The sequence below is a fragment of the Mucilaginibacter sp. OK283 genome (assembly GCF_900110415.1).
Taxonomy (GTDB): domain Bacteria; phylum Bacteroidota; class Bacteroidia; order Sphingobacteriales; family Sphingobacteriaceae; genus Mucilaginibacter.
This window is the reverse complement of record NZ_FODR01000006.1, coordinates 233,188-253,602: the sequence shown is the minus strand read 5'-3', so window position 1 is coordinate 253,602 and position 20,415 is coordinate 233,188. Positions and strand designations below refer to the sequence as shown.

The window sequence follows — 20,415 nt, the reverse complement described above, 5'->3', positions numbered from 1 at the left end:
ATATTGTACAGTATATTTAAGATATACAGCAACAACACAATTGTAAATAAAAAACAGCCTGCTAATTTATCATCCTAAAAAGCTATTTTTGCCGTTCAATGGAGCATATTCGTAATTTTTGTATCATCGCGCACATCGACCACGGCAAAAGCACACTTGCCGATAGGTTATTAGAATACACTAACACTATAACCCAACGCGAATCGCAGGCGCAATTGCTTGACGATATGGATTTGGAACGCGAGCGGGGTATTACCATAAAAAGTCATGCAATCCAAATGGATTATGTACTTGATGGTCAAAAATACACGCTCAACCTGATAGATACCCCCGGCCACGTAGATTTCTCATACGAGGTATCACGTTCCATTGCTGCCTGCGAAGGCGCTTTGCTTATTGTTGATGCGGCACAAGGTATCCAGGCACAAACCATATCCAACTTGTACCTTGCTTTGGAAAACGACCTGGAAATTATCCCGGTACTTAATAAAATGGATCTTCCCGGCGCTATGCCCGAGGAGGTTAAAGACCAGATTGTTGACCTGATTGGATGTAAGCGCGAAGAAATTCTTGCTGCTTCGGGTAAAACCGGCATGGGCGTTCATGATATTCTGCGCGCTATAGTAGAGCGTGTCCCCGCTCCGGTTGGCGATCCTAAAGCGCCATTACAGGCGTTAATCTTCGATTCGGTATTCAACTCGTTCCGCGGTATCATTGCCTATTTTAAAGTAGTTAACGGCGAGATTAGAAAAGGCGAAAAAGTAAAATTTGTTGCTACGGAAAAACAATACCTGGCCGATGAGGTGGGTACGTTAAAACTTCGCCCGCTTGCTAAAGATGTCATAAAAACCGGCGACGTAGGCTACATTATATCGGGTATTAAAGAGGCGCGAGAGGTAAAAGTAGGTGATACAATTACACATGTTGATAGGCCTTGCGAAGTTGGTATCCAGGGTTTTGAAGAGGTGAAACCAATGGTGTTTGCCGGCATTTACCCGGTTGATACCGAGGACTATGAAGAACTACGTGAATCAATGGCTAAATTACAGCTTAACGATGCATCCCTGGTTTTTGAACCGGAATCGTCGGCTGCTTTGGGCTTTGGTTTCCGTTGCGGTTTCCTGGGTATGCTGCACATGGAGATTATCCAGGAGCGATTAGAGCGCGAGTTTAACATGACGGTAATTACTACCGTACCTAACGTATCGTATATTGCCCATACCACCAAAGGGGAACCCATTATAGTAAACAACCCATCTGATTTGCCCGATCCAAGTAAAATTGATTTTGTTGAAGAGCCGTATATTAAGGCCACAATCATCACCAAATCTGAATTTGTTGGACCGGTAATGTCTCTATGTATCCAAAAACGAGGCAGTATTACCAATCAGTCATATTTAACATCTGACCGCGTGGAGCTTGTTTTTGAGATGCCAATGGGCGAGATTGTATTTGACTTTTATGATAAGCTAAAAACGATATCAAAGGGTTATGCATCTTTTGACTATCACCAGATAGGCTATCGCCAGTCGGATCTTGTACGTTTGGATATTCGTTTAAATGCCGAGCCTGTTGATGCCTTATCATCGTTGATATTCAGGGGTAATTCATATGATTTTGGTAAAAAAATATGCGAAAAACTGAAGGAACTTTTACCCCGCCAGCAATTTGAAATCATAATCCAGGCTTCTATTGGCGCCAAGATTATCGCCCGCGAAACGGTTAAGGCGTTACGTAAAGATGTTACTGCCAAGTGTTACGGTGGTGATATTTCGCGTAAACGTAAACTACTGGAAAAACAGAAAAAAGGTAAAAAACGCATGCGCCAGGTAGGTAACGTAGAGATACCTCAATCGGCGTTTATGGCGGTTTTGAAATTAGATTAATTTAGATTTGAGATGTTAGATATGAGATTTGAGATTAAAACTCTTAAACCTTTCTCATATCTCATATCTCATATCTCATATCTTCGATAAAAATGCAATTACTCGACGGAAAATACGTATCAGAAAAACTTAAGGTTGAAATTGCCGAAGCGGCAGCTAAAATATTAAATGAAACCGGCAGGCAGCCACATTTGGTTGCAGTATTAGTTGGCCATGATGGCGGAAGCGAAACTTACGTAGCCAGTAAGATCAAAAATTGCGAAAAGGTTGGTTTTAAATCAACCCTGGTGCGTTTTGAAGACGATGTTACCGAAGATGAACTGCTTTTGAAAGTAGAAGAGCTAAATGCTGATGCCGATATAGACGGCATTATTGTGCAGCTCCCGTTACCAAAACACATCGATCCGGAAAAAGTAACAGAACGTATTGACCACAGGAAAGATGTGGATGGATTTCACCCGGTAAATCTGGGCCGGATGCAGCGCAACCTGCCATCATTTATTCCTGCTACTCCTTATGGCATCACATTAATGCTGAAAGAATATGGCATTGAAACCGCTGGTAAGCATTGCGTAGTAGTTGGCCGCAGTAACATTGTTGGCTCCCCTATGAGTATCTTAATGGCGCGGAATACTACTCCCGGCAATTGTACCGTAACTATTTGCCATAGCCGTACACCGGATATCAAAAAATTTACCTTAGATGCAGATATTTTGATTGTGGCCATCGGCAAAAAGAATTTCATCACTGCCGATATGGTAAAAGATGGCGTTGTAGTTATTGATGTAGGCATGAACCGCGAAACATCGGCCCTAACCAAATCGGGCTTTAAACTTTATGGCGATGTTGATTTTGATAATGTGGCGCCCAAAGCATCGTGGATTACTCCCGTACCTGGTGGTGTTGGCTTAATGACCATTATTGGACTACTGAAAAACACTTTAGCTTCGGCCAATAAAGAAGTGTATAATTAGGTTGAGTAAGTTGACTGGGGTGAGTAAGTTAGATTAAGTTAGCAGCAATAATATCAGATAGACATACTGTACCACCCCGTACCAGGGTGTTTCAGCCCGTACCAGGGTGTATCTGGGTGTTTCATTATCAGGTGGTACACACAGTTTGTTGGTAATACATAGTATCGCGCAAACCGACTCCATCAATTATAAGCAACACAATCCAACTTAATCAACCTATCACTTAAATGCTTGCTTCACCTTATCCCAAAAAGAATTAATACCAACGTAAATATCATCGCCCCTGATGTCGACAGGGTAAGTCTCCAAATAATCATTCTGCCCCTCCCCGCCCTTGCCGGTGGTTAGATTATAGGTGTAGCGATGATAAGGGCAAACAATTTTTCCTTTAACGCACAAACCCTGGCTTAGGTCAAACCCGGCATGCGGACAGTTAATTGCAGTTGCGTAAATCTTGCCCTCAAAGCCTACCAGGCAAATGCTTCTATTTCCGGCTTTTACTTTTTTGATGAATGGCTCAGGAGTATTTTTTATTTCGGCGATTTTATACCAGGTCATTTGCTAAAAATCGATCTTCAAATTCATAACCGAGGGATTTTTAATCACCTCGTCCATATTTGTTACCAGGGTGATGCTTCGCCTGTCGGCCGAGAGTACGGCTTTAGGGTTATTGAGTTTTTTTATCGGTTTGGCAAAATTTAACACCACCTTGTAGGGCATATCTATCAACATGGCTTTTGCCATCATAAAAGTTGATTTTGTTTTCTTTAAAAATGCGTTAAATTTTATTTTATCAACTATGCGGTAAAAGCGGTGTGGCGTAATCTCGTACGAGTAATAGTCCTGCCCTGCAACCATTTGTTTGGCATCAAGGGTTTTACTGTTTTTTTCCCCTGTTGATAGGCCGCTGATTTGACTATTCAGTGCTATTTTAGATACGTTTTGAAGGTAATATTTAAGGTCGGCAGCATCTTTGGCTTTATGATTAATAGCAACTTTCATAATGCTTTTCTTCAGGTTCATATGCACGGTAAGGTCGCTGCTTTTTGCCAGTTCAATTTCGGAGGCATTCATTTTTTGCTGGGTACTATCGGGCATAGCACTGTAAAAATTGAGCGTAGTATCCTTAATCAAACTAAACTGAGGTGTTTGTTTCAACGAATCGGATACGAGGTTTACCAACACCGAAACAGCTTTGCTCATGTCAAAACCATACGCTACGTTGCAGCTGCCGTCGCTTTTAAAGTCATAATGCTCTTCAATGTCAACACATGAGCTAAAACATAACAAAGCCAAAAAGATAATTGGAACGTATAGTTTTTTCATGGTAACAATTGTTTTATAGATTAATTATGATTTCATGACGCTAATTTACAATTCAAAACCAATTATTGCAGTGATACAGGTACTTAAATATTGTTTATTTAATAATAACCGCTCACAACGATATGCCGGACGTGCCGGATGTACAAAACGGATAAACGTTTTACCCTGCGTTTACCATTCAGCTTCATGCTTTCGGCTTATTTAGGTACTTTTGCAAAATATTATGGCACACCAAATTCCAGACGATGGCACGCTGCTTCCTTTAATGGAAGAGTTTTATACAATACAGGGCGAAGGATACAACACCGGCAAAGCCGCTTATTTTATCCGTCTTGGCGGCTGTGATGTTGGCTGCCATTGGTGTGACGTAAAGGAAAGCTGGGACGCCGAACTGCATCCGCTTACCGCTGCCGATCAGATTGTTGCCAATGCATCCATACATCCTTCAAAGGCTGTTGTGGTAACCGGTGGCGAGCCGCTTATTTACAATCTTGATTATCTGACCACACAATTGCATGACCGGGGTATAAAAACTTTTATTGAAACATCCGGTGCATACCGGCTATCAGGCGATTGGGATTGGATTTGCCTGTCGCCAAAAAAGTTCAAAGCGCCAACGCAACAGGTTGCCGAGCACGCCCACGAATTAAAAGTGATTGTATTTAACAAATCGGATTTTGAATGGGCCGAGTATCACGCCAAAATGGTATCACCCGATTGTAAACTGTATTTACAACCCGAATGGTCAAAATCAAAAGAAATGACCCCGCTTATTGTTGACTATGTGATGAATAATCCTCAATGGGAAATTTCGTTGCAAACGCATAAATACCTGAATATCCCGTAATATTTGTAACTTACGATATAAATATATCGTATTGTTACAGATGAGAGTTGTAATCGTCTTCGCCCTGTTTTTGTTCTTTTCTGTTGCTGGATGGTCTCAGCAAAGGCAATATTCCACCAAAAACAGTGAGGCAATAAAATATTTTGCCCAGGCCGGTCAAAACCTGGATGAGCATTATTACGATGATGCCATTGAGAACCTGCAAAAAGCTATCGCCGAAGATTCGAAGTTTGTTGAGGCCCATGCACAGCTGGCGGATGTATTGAAGATGCGGCACCTTTATAAGCAGGCAATTGATGAATATCTTAAAGTAATACAGTTAAATCCCGAATTTAACCGTTCCATTTACCTGCGAATTGGCGAAACGGAAATTTTTGAAGCTAAGTACACACAGGCACAACAGCACCTGGAAAAATACCTCACCTATCCTGATTTAACGCCCCAGAATAATGCATTGGCCCAAAAGCTAATAGCCGATACAAAGTTTAGCATACAGGCTCTACAACATCCGGTACCATTTAAACCCATTAACATGGGCGTCAATATCAATACCACCGATGATGAATACCTGCCCGTGGCAACCGCGGATGAAAGCATGCTCATTTTTACCCGTAAAATAAATAAAAACGAAGACTTTTATAAAAGCCTTAAAGTAAACGGCAAATGGGATACGGCCACGTACCTGAGCAACCGCATTAACACCGATCAATACAACGAGGGCGCGCAATCTATATCGCAGGATGGTAAATACCTTTTTTTTACGGGCTGTAATCGCCCCGACGGCCACGGCCGTTGTGATATTTATATTGCACAAAAACGAGGAGATGATTGGGGCAAACCATTCGACCTGAGTCCGCCCATAAATACCTCGGGCTGGGAATCGCAGCCATCAATAAGCGCCGACGGGCGTACGCTGTATTTTGTAAGCAATAAAAAAGGAGGGTACGGCGGCTACGATATATGGAAATCGTCCCTGACCGATAAAGGCTGGGGCGAGCCCGAAAATATGGGGCCCAATATCAATACCTCCTATGACGAACAATCGCCGTTTATTCATGCCGATGACAGTACTTTTTATTTTTGCTCAAATGGCTGGCCGGGCTTAGGCAACAAAGATTTATTTGTAAGCAGGCTTGGCAAAGATGGCAAATGGCAAAAGCCTCAAAACCTGGGCTATCCTATTAATACCAATGGCGATGAAAACGGCCTTACACTTACAGCTTACGGAAACTACGCTTTTTTTGCCTCAGATAACCTTAATGGCTTTGGAGGCTATGATATTTATACATTTGAACTACCCGCAAGCTTAAGGCCCCATATTGTAACTTATGTAAAAGGCAATGTAAACGATATAAAAACCCATGAGCCGCTGGAAGCCGCCGTTGAGATTATTGACCTGCAAAATAACACGCCAGTTTACCAGGACTACAGTAGTGCCAACGAGGGCGACTTTTTGGCTACTATAACATCGGGCAAAAATTACGGGTTGAATATTTCAAAAAGCGGCTACTTGTTTTATTCGGATAATTTCTCGCTGGTTGGTTACAAAGAGCAGAAACCTTTCCATATTAAAGCGTTATTATCTCCAATAGAGGTTGGCAATAAAGTGATCCTGAAAAATATCTTCTTTGATACAAACAAATTCGACCTGCAGAGCGACTCAAAAGCAGAACTGTTAAAACTGGTTGAATTTTTAAACGTAAACCCAACTGTTCATATCGAAATATCAGGCCATACAGATAACGTTGGCGCGGTTCAGTTTAATCAAACACTATCAGAAAACCGGGCAAAATCTGTCTACCAATATCTTGTTACCAACGGCATACCGGCTGCCCGCCTCGTTTATAAAGGCTATGGCGAAACCCAGCCCATTGCACCAAATACTACCGATGAAAACAAGGCCAAAAACAGGCGTACAGAGTTTATGATTATTGCGAAATAAAACGGTTGTTGTTAAATCTATGTTGATTTTGGTACCTTAGGCCAACCAACTATAGCCTCAAAAATGAAAACGATTCTGTTGTCCTTGTTCGGTATGGCGTTTTTTTGCTATGCCTTTACATTTAAGCAAACTGGTGCCGGCAAACCCTGGCAAAATAAAATACAGGAACTGCCCGGCAGGCTGGAGTGCGAATTTTATAATACCGGTGGCGAGGGTGTAGCCTATCATGACAGCGACAGCACCAATAACGGCAGCGGCAAGCTTAACCCCGCCAACGGAACTTTTTTAAATGAGTTCAGAATGAAAGAAGGTGTTGATATATCGTACACCAAAGCTCATGACCATATTGACGATAACCCGTACAACAAGGTGCCGCGTGACATGAACAAGTTTTATGTTGGCTGGACACAACCCGGCGAATGGATTAACTATACGGTTAAAGTAACCAAATCAGGAACTTATGCTATAGGCGTTTTATATACATCAAATGGCGATGGTGCTATCTCTATAGATGTTGATGGTAAAGATGCTACCGGCCCCATGAAAATAGCATCAACCCACAATAACCAGGATACTATTGCCTGGCGACAATGGCATCATTGGAACGGATCAAACTCTATCGGCTCAATAACTTTAACCAAAGGTGTACATGTGCTAAAACTTCACATTGTTGCTAATGGTAATATGAACCTAGATTATTTAGACTTTAAATAAGTTGAACGTGGATATGATCGTCATGCCGAACGGCCCTGCAACCATGAAATCGTATTTTACTTGTAGTGAGGTTCAATCTTGCCTTTAAATGAGGTTCAATGAATATTTTACCTACTGATTTTTCTGAGGCAAGTATTTCCACAAGTTTTTTGGTACGCATGCTGTCAAACAAAAAATTCGCTTTGTTTTTTTGGGGTACAATTTTTATGACCATACTATACTGCCAATATCCCTGCTGGCTGCAAAGTGCCGCAGTATTTATTTCATCTGGTCGTGGCATTTCGCTGACTCCATAGCCTATAGGAGATGGCGTTGAATTTGTTGATTGTGACGTTTTGCTGTCGATATAACAAAAGGCAAAGTCAAGCTTTTTACCATCATTGTGGCTTAGGTGAGGAAATAACGGAAACCTATTGATAAACGGAAAACTGGCATCCAAATAATTTATAACCGTACCGGGATATCTTTCATTCATTTGCCTGCCGGCATTAAAAGCGACATCTTTTAGTTGTGGCCGGACATAGTTACGATTAAAAATACATGTCAAGATATTGAGCGGTTGCAGGCTATTGGTGCTTGTCATCGGCAAAGGCACCCGCCCCAATAATTTGGCCAACGGAGGTACAATTAAAAATGTGCATGTAATATAAAGAACAAGGAATGTAGTAGTTTTTATAACAAATATGGCGTATCGGTTGACAAATTTCTTTTTAATAATAGCATGCGTAAAAAACGACAACAGGTACACAACCCCGCCTATTTGAGTCAATATCGTCAATATTCCAAAAATCAAAATTATTGCGATCAGTTTTAAAGCCTTTGCCAATTGATTTAAAGTTGAATATTAAAATTAAGATTTTTGGCCAATAAAAAAGGGAAACAATGATTGCTTCCCTTTTTTTCCTATATCGTTTTATATTAATTCCCCATTTCCGATAGGAACTTAATCCTCATCAACTGCACCTCTTCACGGGTATAATCATCATTACCTAATTCGGCAAGGGCATCGTCTATCGAATCGGCTTCGGCGGTGCGGAAGTAATCAAACACCTCTTCCTGCTTATCCTCATCAATCACCTCATCAATGTAATAGTTAAGGTTAAGTTTGGTACCCGAGTTAACTATGGTTTCAACTTCTTTCAATATCTCTTCGTACGTAAGCCCTTTTGAGGCTGCAATGTCATCCAGGTTTAAATGACGATCTATGTTTTGAATAATGAAAACTTTGAGGGCCGATTTGTTGGCGGCACTTTTAATCACCATATCAACAGGGCGGTCAATATCATTATCGTCTACATACTTCTGAATCAGATCGGTAAAAGGTTTACCAAACTTTAAAGCCTTACCGGCACCCACCCCCGAAATTTGTTTCAGTTCTTCGGTATTTACAGGGTAATGCGTACACATTTCTTCCAGTGATGGATCCTGGAAAATAACAAAAGGAGGCAATCCTTTTTGTTTGGCAAGCTTTTTACGCAGGTCTTTCAGCATTTGCAGCAACTGGGTATCCAGGGCGCCACCGCCTTGTTTAGGGCCGTCTGCTTCATCATCGTCATCTGTCCCCTCTATCACATGGTTCATCACAAAACGGATGCTGTGCGGGTTCTCAATAAACGAATTCCCAAGCTTGGTTAACCTAAGCAAACCATACTGGTCGATATCTTTTGATAAATAATTGCTTAGCAACGCCTGGCGCAGCAATGAATTCCACAGGTTTTTACCCTGCTCCTTGCCCGATCCATAGTACTCAAGGGTGTCGTGCTCGTAGTTTTTAATTTGCGCGTTTTCCTCCCCCATCAGGATGCTGATGATGTGATGATCGTCAAACTTCTCGCCAATGTGTTTAATCAAACTCAGGGCTTTATGTAAATGCTCTTCACCGTCAAAGTGTTCTTTATGGCCGCAACAGTTATCACACATATTATTACAGCCGGCCTCGTTAAAGTTCTCGCCAAAGTAATGCAGCAACTGCTTACGGCGGCAAACCGACGATTCGCAATAGTCAATAACTTCCTTCAATATCTGTGTACCAATCTCGCGTTCGGCAACAGGTTTATCCTTCATGAACTTTTGCAGCTTGTCGATATCCTTTTCAGAATAAAAAGCAACGCAAACGCCCTCGCCGCCATCGCGGCCTGCCCTACCCGTTTCCTGGTAATAGCCTTCCATGCTCTTAGGCACATCATGGTGAATTACATATCTCACATCCGGTTTGTCAATACCCATCCCAAAGGCAATGGTAGCCACAATAACGTCAACATCTTCCATCAGGAATTTGTCTTGTGTATCGGCGCGCACCTTAGGATCTAACCCGGCATGGTATGGCAGAGCTTTAACACCGTTCAGGTTAAGGGCTTCGGCAACCTCTTCAACTTTTTTACGACTGAGGCAATAAATAATGCCCGATTTACCCTGGTTTTGTTTTACAAACTTTACAATCTCCTTAATCACGTTACGCTTGGCACGTACTTCGTAAAAAAGGTTCGACCGGTTAAATGATGATTTGTAAATGGTAGCATTGTTCATTTGCAGGTTTTTTTGAATATCCTGCTGAACTTTTGGCGTTGCCGTAGCTGTTAACGCAATAATTGGAATATTATCCCCAATATTACTGATCACCTGCCGTATCTTACGGTATTCGGGGCGAAAATCGTGTCCCCACTCCGAGATACAGTGCGCTTCGTCAACGGCTACAAATGATACCTGGTTAAGGCGTAAAAAATCAATATTTTCTTGTTTGGTTAATGACTCAGGAGCTACATACAATAGCTTGGTTTTACCAGCTAATACATCCTCTTTAACCCGGCCAATATCTGCTTTGGTAAGCGACGAATTTAAAAAATGAGCTATACTATCCGAGCCTCCGAAGGCCCTTAACTGATCTACCTGGTTTTTCATCAGGGCTATCAATGGCGAAATTACAATTGCAGTACCATCGCTCATTAGCGCCGGCAACTGATAACACATGGATTTACCACCACCTGTAGGCATAATAACAAAAGTATCGTTACCCGCCAGGATATTAGTGATTATCGCTTCCTGCTCCCCCTTAAAGTTGTCGAATCCGAAAAAATTCTGAAGGTTATCAAATAGCGACTTCTTAGTTTCTATCATTATCTTAAATAATCTTAAAGTCCGATTTAAAAGTTTAAAGTAACAAAAATTTATGAATAAACGAGGGATTTACTTTTAAATTTTAAACAAATATGATTATTAAGTGAAAAACATTTTGTCTGCTTAAACTATTTAAATGGTTATCAAATTCACCCGGTAATTATTTAGTTTTATTTCAGTGATAAATAACAGATTATTATCCATTTTTATGCCTGCTAAACCGAATTAAAATTCTTAAAACGGTGGCTATGCAAAAAAACGATTATGCCATTATTGTAAGCCCTGAAAATAACTTTTAGCCGATATTCTTCTAAAGAAATATTTATGTTGCGGCCAACGGACGGTACAGCAGATTAGCAAAACAGAACTTCCGGATATGGAATACAAGTTATTCGCCTGACGGTTTACGGTTGCCAACCGGCGCGGCAAATTGGCAACAAACTTTATTTGATGTTTTGCTGCGTGGCTGATCGAGTTGATCAGTTAAAAATCACCGACAACTATTCACTTAATCAACCCGCGCTGCCTTATCGCCTCATACAAAATAACCCCGGTTGATACCGATACATTTAACGATTCAATCTCGCCAAACATCGGGATTTTAGCCAGGTGATCCGCTATGCGGATGATCTCGTTGCGGATGCCATCTTCTTCCGATCCCATGATGATGGCTGTCGGGGCGGTATAATCTGGCACGTAAATATCTTCTTTGGTTTTTTCGGTACAACAAACCAGCTGCAGGCCCGATTCCTGCAAAAACCTAACAGTTTGCATAAAATTATCATGGCGACAAACCGGTATCTTATACAGTGCACCGGCCGAGGTTTTTATAGCATCGGGGTTAATCTGAGCCGATCCTTTCGCTGGGATAACTATGGCATGTACACCTGCGCATTCAGCAGTACGCGCTATAGCACCCATGTTGCGTACATCGGTAATAGAATCCAAAACCAATATCAGCGGCACCTCGCCTTTTTCAAAAACATCAGGAATAATGTTCTCTATTTTTTGATAAACAATTGGCGAAATAAAAGCAACAGCGCCCTGGTGGTTTTTGGCCGTGAGCCTGTTGAGCTTTTCAATAGGCACTTGCTGTGCTGTAATATTATATTCGGTAAGCAGGGCTTTTAGTTCGTGCGATAAGCCGCCGGCCGCACCCCGTTGTATGTATAATGCCTCAATCTCTTTGCCCGAAGTGATGGCTTCCATGATAGCCCTGATGCCAAACACCATCTGGTTACTTTCGCGCTGAGGTCTTGAATTAAATGTCATTTTTGATATGGTATATTTTGGCAAAAATAGCTATATTAATTGATTAAGCGGTTATTGAACTCAATTGACATTTTGGTTCACACCATTACAACTAACATTTTCAAACTTTATTAACACCGTTTTAAGTAACTATCAATGAGCTATTTAATATCCAAACTAACATCTTACTAACAATTGTGTGTTAATATCAAAAGCATTCAACACTATAAATTATTAAATTGAGAATGATTGCTTTAAAACCTCAATACACTATGTGGATGGAATAGTAGCATCGGTAAACTATTTTTTGTATATTTTTGTTGCCTTATGAGTTTTGAGAACGAGAATCAGTACAAGCCTAATACAAACGAACGCCGCAGCCGAATTACCAACCCAACTCCCTATACTGGAATGGGCAAGTTACCCCCGCAAGCTACAGACCTGGAGGAGGCAGTTTTAGGTGCGCTGATGCTGGAAAAAGATGCGCTGTCATCTGTTATCGACGTACTAAAATCTGAAGTTTTTTACCGCGACAATCACCAGAAAATATTTGCTGCCATTAAGGAGCTTTTCGAAAAATCGCAACCGATAGATATTCTTACCGTTACCGCCCAGTTACGCAAACAAGGCGACCTGGAAATGATTGGTGGGGCATACTATATTACCGAATTAACCAGCCGTGTGGCATCTGCCGCCAATATCGAGTTCCACTCGCGTATTATTATTCAAAAATATATCCAGCGCGAGCTGATCCGCATCTCTACAGAAACAATCAACAGCGCTTACGAAGACACCAGCGATGTGCTTGATTTACTTGACAAAGCAGAGAAGAATCTTTTTGAGATAGCCCAAAGCAATTTACGCCGTGACGCCCGTAAAATGGACGACCTGGTACAGGAGGCCCTGCGTGATATCGAATCGCTAAAAGATAAGAAAGATGGCTTAACCGGCGTGGCATCCGGGTTTACCGGGCTTGACCGTATGACTTCGGGCTGGCAAAAATCCGACCTGGTAATTATAGCTGCCCGCCCCGCGATGGGTAAAACAGCCTTTGTGTTAAGCTGTGCCCGTAACGCGGCGGTTGATTTTGACAAACCTGTTGTAGTGTTCTCGCTCGAGATGTCATCAGTCCAGTTAGTAAATCGTTTAATTGCAGGCGAGGCCGAAATTGAGCAGGAAAAGATCCGTAAAGGAACGTTAGAAGAATGGGAATGGCAACAGATCCACTCAAAAATCGGCCGCCTGGAAAAAGCTACTTTTATTATTGATGATACCCCCGCGTTAAATATATTTGAGTTCAGGGCCAAATGCCGCCGTCTGAAATCGCAGCACGACATCCAGTTAATCATCATCGATTACCTGCAGCTGATGCATGGTAAATCATCAGACGGCAAAGGCGGTGGTAACCGTGAGCAGGAAATTGGTAGTATCTCGCGCGCCCTTAAATCAGTAGCCAAAGAATTAAACGTACCGGTTATCGCGCTATCGCAGTTAAGCCGTGCCGTAGAAACCAGGCCGGGTAATGCTAAAAGGCCAATGCTATCAGATTTACGTGAGTCGGGGTCTATCGAGCAGGATGCGGATATGGTATTGTTCCTTTATCGCCCCGAATATTATGGCTTAACTGAAGACGAAGACGGTAACCCAACCCAGGGTGTAGGCGAGGTTATTATCGCTAAACACCGTAACGGCGAAACCGGCACCGTAAGGCTTAAATTTGTAGGCAAATATGTAAAATTTGCTAACCTTGAAGAAGGCATGGACAGTTTCCCTCCTATTGCCGGTAACGCATTTAGCGGCCTTGCACCATCGCAGGATTTTGAAAAGCAAAGTAATTTTATAATCCGCCCGTCGAGAATGGATGATATTGATGATGAGCCGCCATTTTAATTTCGGATTTGGGATGTTCGATTTCGGATTTGTTTTTGATAGCTGCCGCGAGCTTTCAGCTCGTGGTTATCAATGATTGCAGCTTTCAGCTGCACCACGCCAAAGGTTTAAACTATCAATCCTAAAATCACCCCAAAAACTATAATCAACGGTGCTTTAATTTTGGTAAATTTCAATAGCACAAAAGTACAAGCCATTAACAAATAAGCCACCCAGTTGCCGCCGAATGGGCGTACCAGCAGGATAAAAGCTGTTGCCATAAAGCCTACAGCTACTGCATTGATGCCGCTTAACGAATTTTTGATACGTGTTATTTTTTTAAGATCTTCCCAAAAAGGCACGATAAAAAGTATCAGAATTAGCCCGGGGGTGTTTACGCCTATCACTGCCACCAAACTGCCAACAATCTGACCACCAATACCATACCCTTTGTTACCTAAAGTAATTCCTCCTAAAAAAGAAGTAAACGAAAACGTGGGCCCAGGAAGCGCCTGTTGCAAGGCATAGCCTGACAGAAACTCCGAACTACTGAGATAACGTTTCACTTCAACAAATTCGGTATAAAGCAAAGGTACCATTACCTGCCCGCCGCCAAATGTGAGGATGCCGTTGCGATAAAAGTTCTCAAAGAGGCGGATAGGTAAACTGAATGGCGATGTTTGATTAATGATAGCACCGAGGGCTGCAAAAAACAGCAATATACCTATAAAGTAAGCTACCTTGTTGGGGTTTACATTGGAATAAAGCTTTACCCTAAGCTCGTTTTCCTGTGGCTGCGTCTCCATCGCTGATGACAGGATCCCCCCTAACAGAATCAACAGCGGAAAAGCATAGGCATTTTGTAATATCAGCGTGGCAATTAACGACCCAATAGCCAGCATGGTGCTTACCCTTGTTTTCAAAAACTTTTGTGCAAAACTGTAAGTAGCGTAAGCAACAATACCCACTGCTACAGGCTGTACATAACTTACCACATGGTTAAACTTAGCTTGGTTGGCAAACATTTTATAGCTGATAGCAGCCATCCCCATTATGGTGGCCGAAGGCAAAATCCAGATAAAAAAAGTTATCAGCGCTAATTGTAGGCCGCCAACTTTCCAGGCTATACCTACCAGTGTTTGAGTTGATGAAGGGCCGGGCAATACCTGCGATAAGGCGTTCAGTTCCATTAATTCCTCCTCGGTAATATAACGGCGCTTTTGTACAAATTCGCGCAGCAAAACAGCTATATGGGCCTGTGGCCCGCCAAAAGCCGTAAAGGTGTACATCAAAACATCGCGAAGAAATAATAGATGGCGTTTGGTCATTGTGTTAGTTCATGGTTCATAGATCATTGTTCATGGTAAGTTCACGGCTAATTTGGCAATAGTTATTTAAAATCCAATGAAGCTACCATGAACTATGAACCTTCAGCTACAAGCAAAATATTATACATCGTTGATTGTTAATTCAGGGCTAATTTGATGATAGTTTTTTTTAATAAAATGAAGTTGCTATGAACTATAGGCAAAATCAATAATCGTCATCATCTTCCTCAATACCCATTGCCTGCCGGTAAACAGCCTGCAGTTCCGAAAATGCATGGTTATCGCGCTTGGCTTTGGTGATTTTCATGCCGTTTTCGTAGGTGGCAATAGCATCATCTTTGCGGTTCAGGGCCTCATAAAGTTTACCTAAGTGGTAATAGGTGCCGGTATAACCGGGGTGGTTATTTACCAGGTCTTCATAATATTCAAGAGACTTATCTACCTGATTAAGACGTAGATATTCGGTAGCGAGCGCATATTTTAAAAACTCGTCGTTAGGTTCATTTTTAATAAATTCCAATAGCTTATCTAATCTGCTCAACTCCATTTTAAACTCTATGTTTTTTAGTTAAATTTGCCAAAACCTATTGTTATGAAGATTTTGGTATGTATAAGTAACGTTCCCGATACCACCACAAAAATAACTTTTACTGATAACAACACCCAATTTAATACCAACGGTGTTCAATTTATATTAAATCCTTACGACGAGATAGCACTTTCACGGGCTATCGAATTAACCGACGGCGGTAAAGGCACAGTAACAGTTATCAATGTTGGCGAAGTAAGCACCGAGGCCACAATTCGCAAAGCGCTGGCCATTGGTGCCACCGACGCGGTACGGATTAACGCTAAGCCACATGATGCATGGTATGTAGCTTACCAGGTTGCTCAATATGCAAAAACTAACGCTTTCGACCTCATCCTGACGGGTCGCGAGTCTATTGATTATAACGGATCAAAAGTTGCCGGGATGCTGGGCGAGCTTTTAGATATTCCCTCGGTATCTATCATTAAAAAGCTGGATGCAGGAGATAATGAGGCGACAGTTGAGCGGGAAATAGAAGGCGGCAAAGAAATTTTAACCATTCCGTTCCCTTTTGTTGCCGGAACTGCCGAGGGTGTTGCCGAGCCCCGGATCCCGAACATGCGCGGCATTATGTCGGCACGTACCAAACCTTTAGTTGTGGTTGAACCTGTTGAGGTAAAAACATTTTCGGAAATCATCAGTTATGAAACACCGGCCCCGCGCGGACAGGTTACATTGGTAGCCGCAGATGACGTGGCCAAACTGGTTAATCTTTTACATACCGAAGCACGCGTTATCTAATTTAATTCAAATCGTTTTTTACGAAACTCATTATATATGTCAGTTTTAATATATGCGGAAAATGCCGGCGGCACATTCAAAAAATCAATTTTTGAAGCAGTAAGCTATGCCAAAGCCATTGCCGATCAAAATAATACCGATCTGATAGCCATCTCTGTTGGCGACGTAGATGCTGCTGGATTAGCCTCCCTTGGCAAGTACGGCGCAAAAAAAGTGCTTAATGTATCGGGCGATAAGCTAAAAAACTTCATAAACCAAGCCTACGCTTCTATCATAGCCGAAGCTGCAAAAAAAGAGGGTGCCGATGTTGTAGTACTATCAAACACTTTTTCGGGCCGTGGTTTGGCGCCGCGTTTAGGCGTTAAACTGGAAGCCGGTGTTGCCGATGGCGCTGTGGCCCTTCCGGATCAAAATGATGGAAAATTCAGGGTTAAAAAAACAGCTTTTTCGGGTAAGGCTTTCGCGATAGTTGAGTTAACGTCGGCAAATAAGGTTATCGCCCTAATTCCAAACTCTTATAAAGTTGTAGAAACCGGCGACACCGCGCAAGTGGAAGATTTTGCGGCAGCAACCAAAGAATCGGATTTTAAGGCGATAATTAAAGAGATTGTTCGTGCTACTGATAAAGTTTCGTTGCCTGATGCCGAAATAGTTGTATCTGCCGGACGTGGGTTAAAAGGCCCCGAAAACTGGGGTATGATAGAGGAACTGGCCAATTTGCTTGGCGCAGCTACAGCTTGTTCAAAACCGGTATCTGACGCAGGTTGGAGGCCACATAGCGAACATGTTGGACAAACTGGTATAGCTGTCAGTCCAAATTTGTATATTGCGATAGGAATTTCAGGTGCTATTCAGCACCTGGCAGGTATCAGTTCTTCAAAGGTAATAGTGGTTATCAATAAAGACCCGGAAGCGCCGTTTTTTAAAGTGGCAGATTACGGGATAGTTGGCGATGCTTTTGAAGTGGTGCCACAATTAATAGCGGCAGTAAAAGAATATAAAGCTTCAGCGTAAATATTAGGTGCGATGGGTAATAACATGAAAAAAATTAAGCTGGATATTGTAGGCTTGTCATACAGCCAAACACAATCCGGCGCTTATGCTTTAGTTTTAGGCGAGGTAAGTGGCAGGCGCAGGCTGCCTATTATTATAGGTAGTTTTGAGGCACAGGCTATAGCTATCGAAATAGAAAAGATGACACCGAGCCGCCCGCTTACACATGATCTTTTTAAAAGTTTTGCGCAGGCGTACCAGATAGAGGTGCAGGAGATTATCATATACAACCTGGTTGATGGTATTTTTTATTCCAAGTTAATTTGCAGCGATGGTAAACGCCCGGTTGAAATTGATGCCCGTACATCAGATGCTATTGCTATAGCGGTTAGGTTTGACTGCCCTATTTTTACTTACGAATTTATCCTGTCGACAGCCGGAATAGTAATTGAAGGCAACGACTTTGTTTACCTTGAAAATATCAACGAAACGCAGGAAGAAAAAACGGTTAACACCTCAACAGTAGGCAGTGGTTTTGCTTCGTTAAGCGTTGACGAGCTAAAAACAAAATTGCAGGAAGCTCTTGCCGAAGAATCGTACGAAAAGGCAGCCAAGATCCGCGACGAACTGAATAAACGAAAAGCCTCCTGATTATGGGTTTGAGAATTTCGATTTCGGATTTAGTAAATAAACCTCCGAAATTCTCAAATTCTATTATCCCCCCTATCAAATAAACCCATTTTTGTAAACTCGTTAACAAAGCATAACATTTAGGATCATTTTGCTAAATTCTACCCCCCTTAGCTTTTTGATTTGCGTTTATTTCGCTACTTTCCCGTTTTTAATTTAACACTGACTAAAATTATTTAAACCCAATACCGTATGAATATTAAGTTCCGCTTAATACTGATGAATTTTATGCAATTTTTTGTGTGGGGAGCTTGGTTGCTTACTATCGGCGCGTATTGGTTTCAAAACAAACACTGGTCGGGGGCACAATTCGGTGCTATTTTTTCAACAATGGGCATTTCATCTATCTTTATGCCTGCAATCACCGGCATTATATCAGACAGGTTTATTAACGCAGAAAAGCTATATGGCATAATGCATATCCTGGGTGCGCTAACGTTATTCAGCTTGCCCCTTGTTACCAACCCTTCAGCTTTTTTTTGGGTAATTTTGCTGAATATGATGTTTTATATGCCTACGTTGTCATTATCCATTACTGTATCATACTCTGCATTAAAAAGTAATAACATCGACGTCGTCAAAGATTTCCCACCTATCAGAATTTGGGGTACTATAGGTTTTATCGCAGCATTGTGGACAGTAAGTTTAACTCATAGCGAAATTTCGGCGAATCAATTTTACATAGCTGGTGCGGTAGCATTGGTATTAGGTTTATATTCTTTCACCCTACCCAAGTGCCCGCCACTATCGGCTAAAACCGAAAAAAAATCATTTGCCAACTCGTTGGGATTAAATGCGTTTGCTTTATTCAAAGACCCCAAGTTTGTTATCTTTTTCACCTTTTCCATGCTGTTAGGTGCTGCGTTACAGCTTACCAACGCTTATGGCGATACCTTTATTCATGATTTCGCCAAAGTACCTGTTTATAAAGATTCGATAGCTGTTAAGTATCCGGCTATTATTATGTCCATATCGCAAATCTCCGAAACATTGTTTATTCTGGCTATCCCCTTCTTTCTGCGCAAATTCGGCATTAAGTATGTAATGCTTTTTAGCATGCTGGCCTGGGTTTTACGGTTTGGTTTATTTGCGTTTGGCGATCCCGCCGGAGGCTTATGGATGATAGTTTTATCATGTATTGTATACGGTATGGCATTTGATTTCTTTAATATATCGGGATCGCTATTTGTAGAAACCCAGGCAGCGCCAGAAATACGCGGAAGCGCGCAGGGCTTATTTATGATGATGGTAAACGGTTTTGGCGCTTTTTTTGGCAGCCGTATAAGTGGCATCGTGATTGATAAATTCTTCACACATGCCGACCAAAGTAAAGACTGGCATGGTATCTGGCTTAGCTTTGCCGGTTATGCTTTAGTGATAGCTGTTATTTTCCCATTTGTATTCCGGTACAGGCACAACGCGGCTTTGAAGCATGCTATTGAGCACGCTTAACAAATACGCAGTTGCTGTAAGCTTGTAAACCGATATAATCTTCTTAGCCGGCTTGTAATTTCAGGATTAAAGAGGGCTTGGTGACGGGCAATATAAACTACCCATAAGCCTGCTGGTGTTGTATTAAGTCGAAAGCCCCTTAAATCATATGATTTAAGGGGCTTTCGACTTAATTGGTATCGCATTTCGTCGGGATGGCAGGATTCGAACCTGCGGCCTCCACATCCCAAATGTGGCGCGATACCGGGCTACGCTACATCCCGTTCCCGATTGGGTTGGCGAAGGTAAAATTTAAAAATCAAATAATCAACCCTTCCTGTTAAAAATATTCAATATAAATATAACCCTCTAAAATACAAATCATTAAAAATTCCCTGGAAACATGAGATCAAGAAATAATCTTTCTGGCAAGGCCCAAACCGATCGTGGTAAATCAAAAAAGCCCTTAAATCATAGATTTAAAGGCTTTTTGATACTTACTGGTATCGCTTTCGTCGGGATGGCAGGATTCGAACCTGCGGCCTCCACATCCCAAATGTGGCGCGATACCGGGCTACGCTACATCCCGTTCCCGATTGGGTTGGCAAAAGTAGGATTTTAAATCAAGTTGCAAAACTTTTTTTTAATTAAATTTCGAGTTAAATTATAACCCATTCATTAGCGCACATTTGACGTTAAATATTCTTAAACTTTATATTA

17 protein-coding genes and 2 tRNA genes are annotated in these 20,415 nt (G+C 41.8%); 10 read left to right on the top strand and 9 right to left on the bottom strand.

Features of this window, described 5'->3' with window-relative positions; all coding sequences use genetic code 11:
- Positions 1–98 precede the first annotated feature (98 nt).
- On the top strand, positions 99–1,886 hold the full coding sequence (gene lepA, locus BMX56_RS16165; protein WP_090650127.1) for a translation elongation factor 4: 1,788 nt from the start codon (positions 99–101) through the stop codon (positions 1,884–1,886).
- A 92-nt stretch (positions 1,887–1,978) separates the two neighbouring features.
- Positions 1,979–2,860 carry a bifunctional 5,10-methylenetetrahydrofolate dehydrogenase/5,10-methenyltetrahydrofolate cyclohydrolase gene (locus tag BMX56_RS16160; protein ID WP_090650124.1) on the top strand — a complete coding sequence of 294 codons (882 nt, stop codon included), beginning with the start codon at positions 1,979–1,981 and terminating at the stop codon, positions 2,858–2,860.
- Positions 2,861–3,079: 219 nt separating this feature from the next.
- Here BMX56_RS16160 and BMX56_RS16155 read toward each other — a convergent pair whose 3' ends face one another.
- Together BMX56_RS16155 and BMX56_RS16150 are read right to left on the bottom strand one after the other, a co-directional pair.
- The gene (locus tag BMX56_RS16155) at positions 3,080–3,418 is read right to left on the bottom strand and encodes a Rieske (2Fe-2S) protein (RefSeq protein WP_090650121.1); all 339 of its coding nucleotides are present in this window, start codon (positions 3,416–3,418) and stop codon (positions 3,080–3,082) included.
- Between the two features lie 3 nt (positions 3,419–3,421).
- Positions 3,422–4,186 carry a hypothetical protein gene (locus BMX56_RS16150; protein WP_090650119.1) on the bottom strand — a complete coding sequence of 255 codons (765 nt, stop codon included), beginning with the start codon at positions 4,184–4,186 and terminating at the stop codon, positions 3,422–3,424.
- Between the two features lie 223 nt (positions 4,187–4,409).
- Between BMX56_RS16150 and BMX56_RS16145 the strand changes: the two genes are divergently transcribed.
- From BMX56_RS16145 to BMX56_RS16135, 3 genes are all read left to right on the top strand, one after another.
- Entirely contained in the window at positions 4,410–5,033 is a 624-nt protein-coding gene (locus tag BMX56_RS16145) for a 7-carboxy-7-deazaguanine synthase QueE (RefSeq protein ID WP_090650116.1), read from the top strand.
- A gap of 40 nt (positions 5,034–5,073) precedes the next feature.
- Entirely contained in the window at positions 5,074–6,975 is a 1,902-nt protein-coding gene (locus BMX56_RS16140; RefSeq protein ID WP_090650113.1) for an OmpA family protein, read from the top strand.
- 63 nt (positions 6,976–7,038) lie between these two features.
- On the top strand, positions 7,039–7,689 hold the full coding sequence (locus BMX56_RS16135; RefSeq protein WP_218152433.1) for a carbohydrate-binding protein: 651 nt from the start codon (positions 7,039–7,041) through the stop codon (positions 7,687–7,689).
- On the opposite strand, the gene BMX56_RS30395 is transcribed toward BMX56_RS16135, so the two are convergent.
- The 3 genes from BMX56_RS30395 to rlmB form a co-directional block, all read right to left on the bottom strand.
- Entirely contained in the window at positions 7,682–8,128 is a 447-nt protein-coding gene (locus BMX56_RS30395) for a penicillin-insensitive murein endopeptidase (RefSeq protein ID WP_218152432.1), read from the bottom strand. The genes BMX56_RS16135 and BMX56_RS30395 overlap by 8 nt on opposite strands.
- Positions 8,129–8,607: 479 nt before the next feature.
- A complete protein-coding gene (gene recQ / locus BMX56_RS16125) occupies positions 8,608–10,800 on the bottom strand; it encodes a DNA helicase RecQ (protein WP_090650451.1) in 2,193 nt (730 codons plus the stop codon).
- 507 nt (positions 10,801–11,307) lie between these two features.
- Positions 11,308–12,075, bottom strand: coding sequence for a 23S rRNA (guanosine(2251)-2'-O)-methyltransferase RlmB (gene rlmB, locus BMX56_RS16120; protein WP_090650107.1), 768 nt, complete (start codon positions 12,073–12,075; stop codon positions 11,308–11,310).
- A 306-nt stretch (positions 12,076–12,381) separates the two neighbouring features.
- On the opposite strand from rlmB, the gene dnaB reads away from it, so the two are divergent.
- Positions 12,382–13,944 carry a replicative DNA helicase gene (dnaB, locus tag BMX56_RS16115; protein WP_090650103.1) on the top strand — a complete coding sequence of 521 codons (1,563 nt, stop codon included), beginning with the start codon at positions 12,382–12,384 and terminating at the stop codon, positions 13,942–13,944.
- Positions 13,945–14,051: 107 nt separating this feature from the next.
- On the opposite strand, the gene chrA is transcribed toward dnaB, so the two are convergent.
- Positions 14,052–15,251 (bottom strand): chromate efflux transporter, encoded by a 1,200-nt coding sequence (chrA, locus tag BMX56_RS16110; RefSeq protein WP_090650100.1) that lies wholly within the window; start codon positions 15,249–15,251, stop codon positions 14,052–14,054.
- 205 nt (positions 15,252–15,456) lie between these two features.
- Positions 15,457–15,798, bottom strand: a complete 342-nt coding sequence (locus BMX56_RS16105) for a tetratricopeptide repeat protein (RefSeq protein WP_090650097.1) — start codon at positions 15,796–15,798, stop codon at positions 15,457–15,459.
- A gap of 45 nt (positions 15,799–15,843) precedes the next feature.
- Between BMX56_RS16105 and BMX56_RS16100 the strand changes: the two genes are divergently transcribed.
- The 4 genes from BMX56_RS16100 (at position 15,844) to BMX56_RS16085 (ending at position 19,716) form a co-directional block, all read left to right on the top strand.
- Entirely contained in the window at positions 15,844–16,581 is a 738-nt protein-coding gene (locus BMX56_RS16100) for an electron transfer flavoprotein subunit beta/FixA family protein (protein WP_090650094.1), read from the top strand.
- A 36-nt stretch (positions 16,582–16,617) separates the two neighbouring features.
- The gene (locus BMX56_RS16095) at positions 16,618–17,595 is read left to right on the top strand and encodes an electron transfer flavoprotein subunit alpha/FixB family protein (protein WP_090650090.1); all 978 of its coding nucleotides are present in this window, start codon (positions 16,618–16,620) and stop codon (positions 17,593–17,595) included.
- 24 nt (positions 17,596–17,619) lie between these two features.
- Positions 17,620–18,225, top strand: coding sequence for a bifunctional nuclease family protein (locus tag BMX56_RS16090; protein ID WP_090650448.1), 606 nt, complete (start codon positions 17,620–17,622; stop codon positions 18,223–18,225).
- A gap of 231 nt (positions 18,226–18,456) precedes the next feature.
- Complete coding sequence (locus BMX56_RS16085; RefSeq protein ID WP_090650088.1) at positions 18,457–19,716, top strand: nucleoside permease; 1,260 nt, start codon at positions 18,457–18,459, stop codon at positions 19,714–19,716.
- A 189-nt stretch (positions 19,717–19,905) separates the two neighbouring features.
- On the opposite strand, the gene BMX56_RS16080 is transcribed toward BMX56_RS16085, so the two are convergent.
- A tRNA-Pro gene (locus BMX56_RS16080) sits at positions 19,906–19,979 on the bottom strand.
- A 231-nt stretch (positions 19,980–20,210) separates the two neighbouring features.
- Positions 20,211–20,284: transfer RNA gene (locus tag BMX56_RS16075), tRNA-Pro, on the bottom strand.
- Positions 20,285–20,415 lie beyond the last annotated feature (131 nt).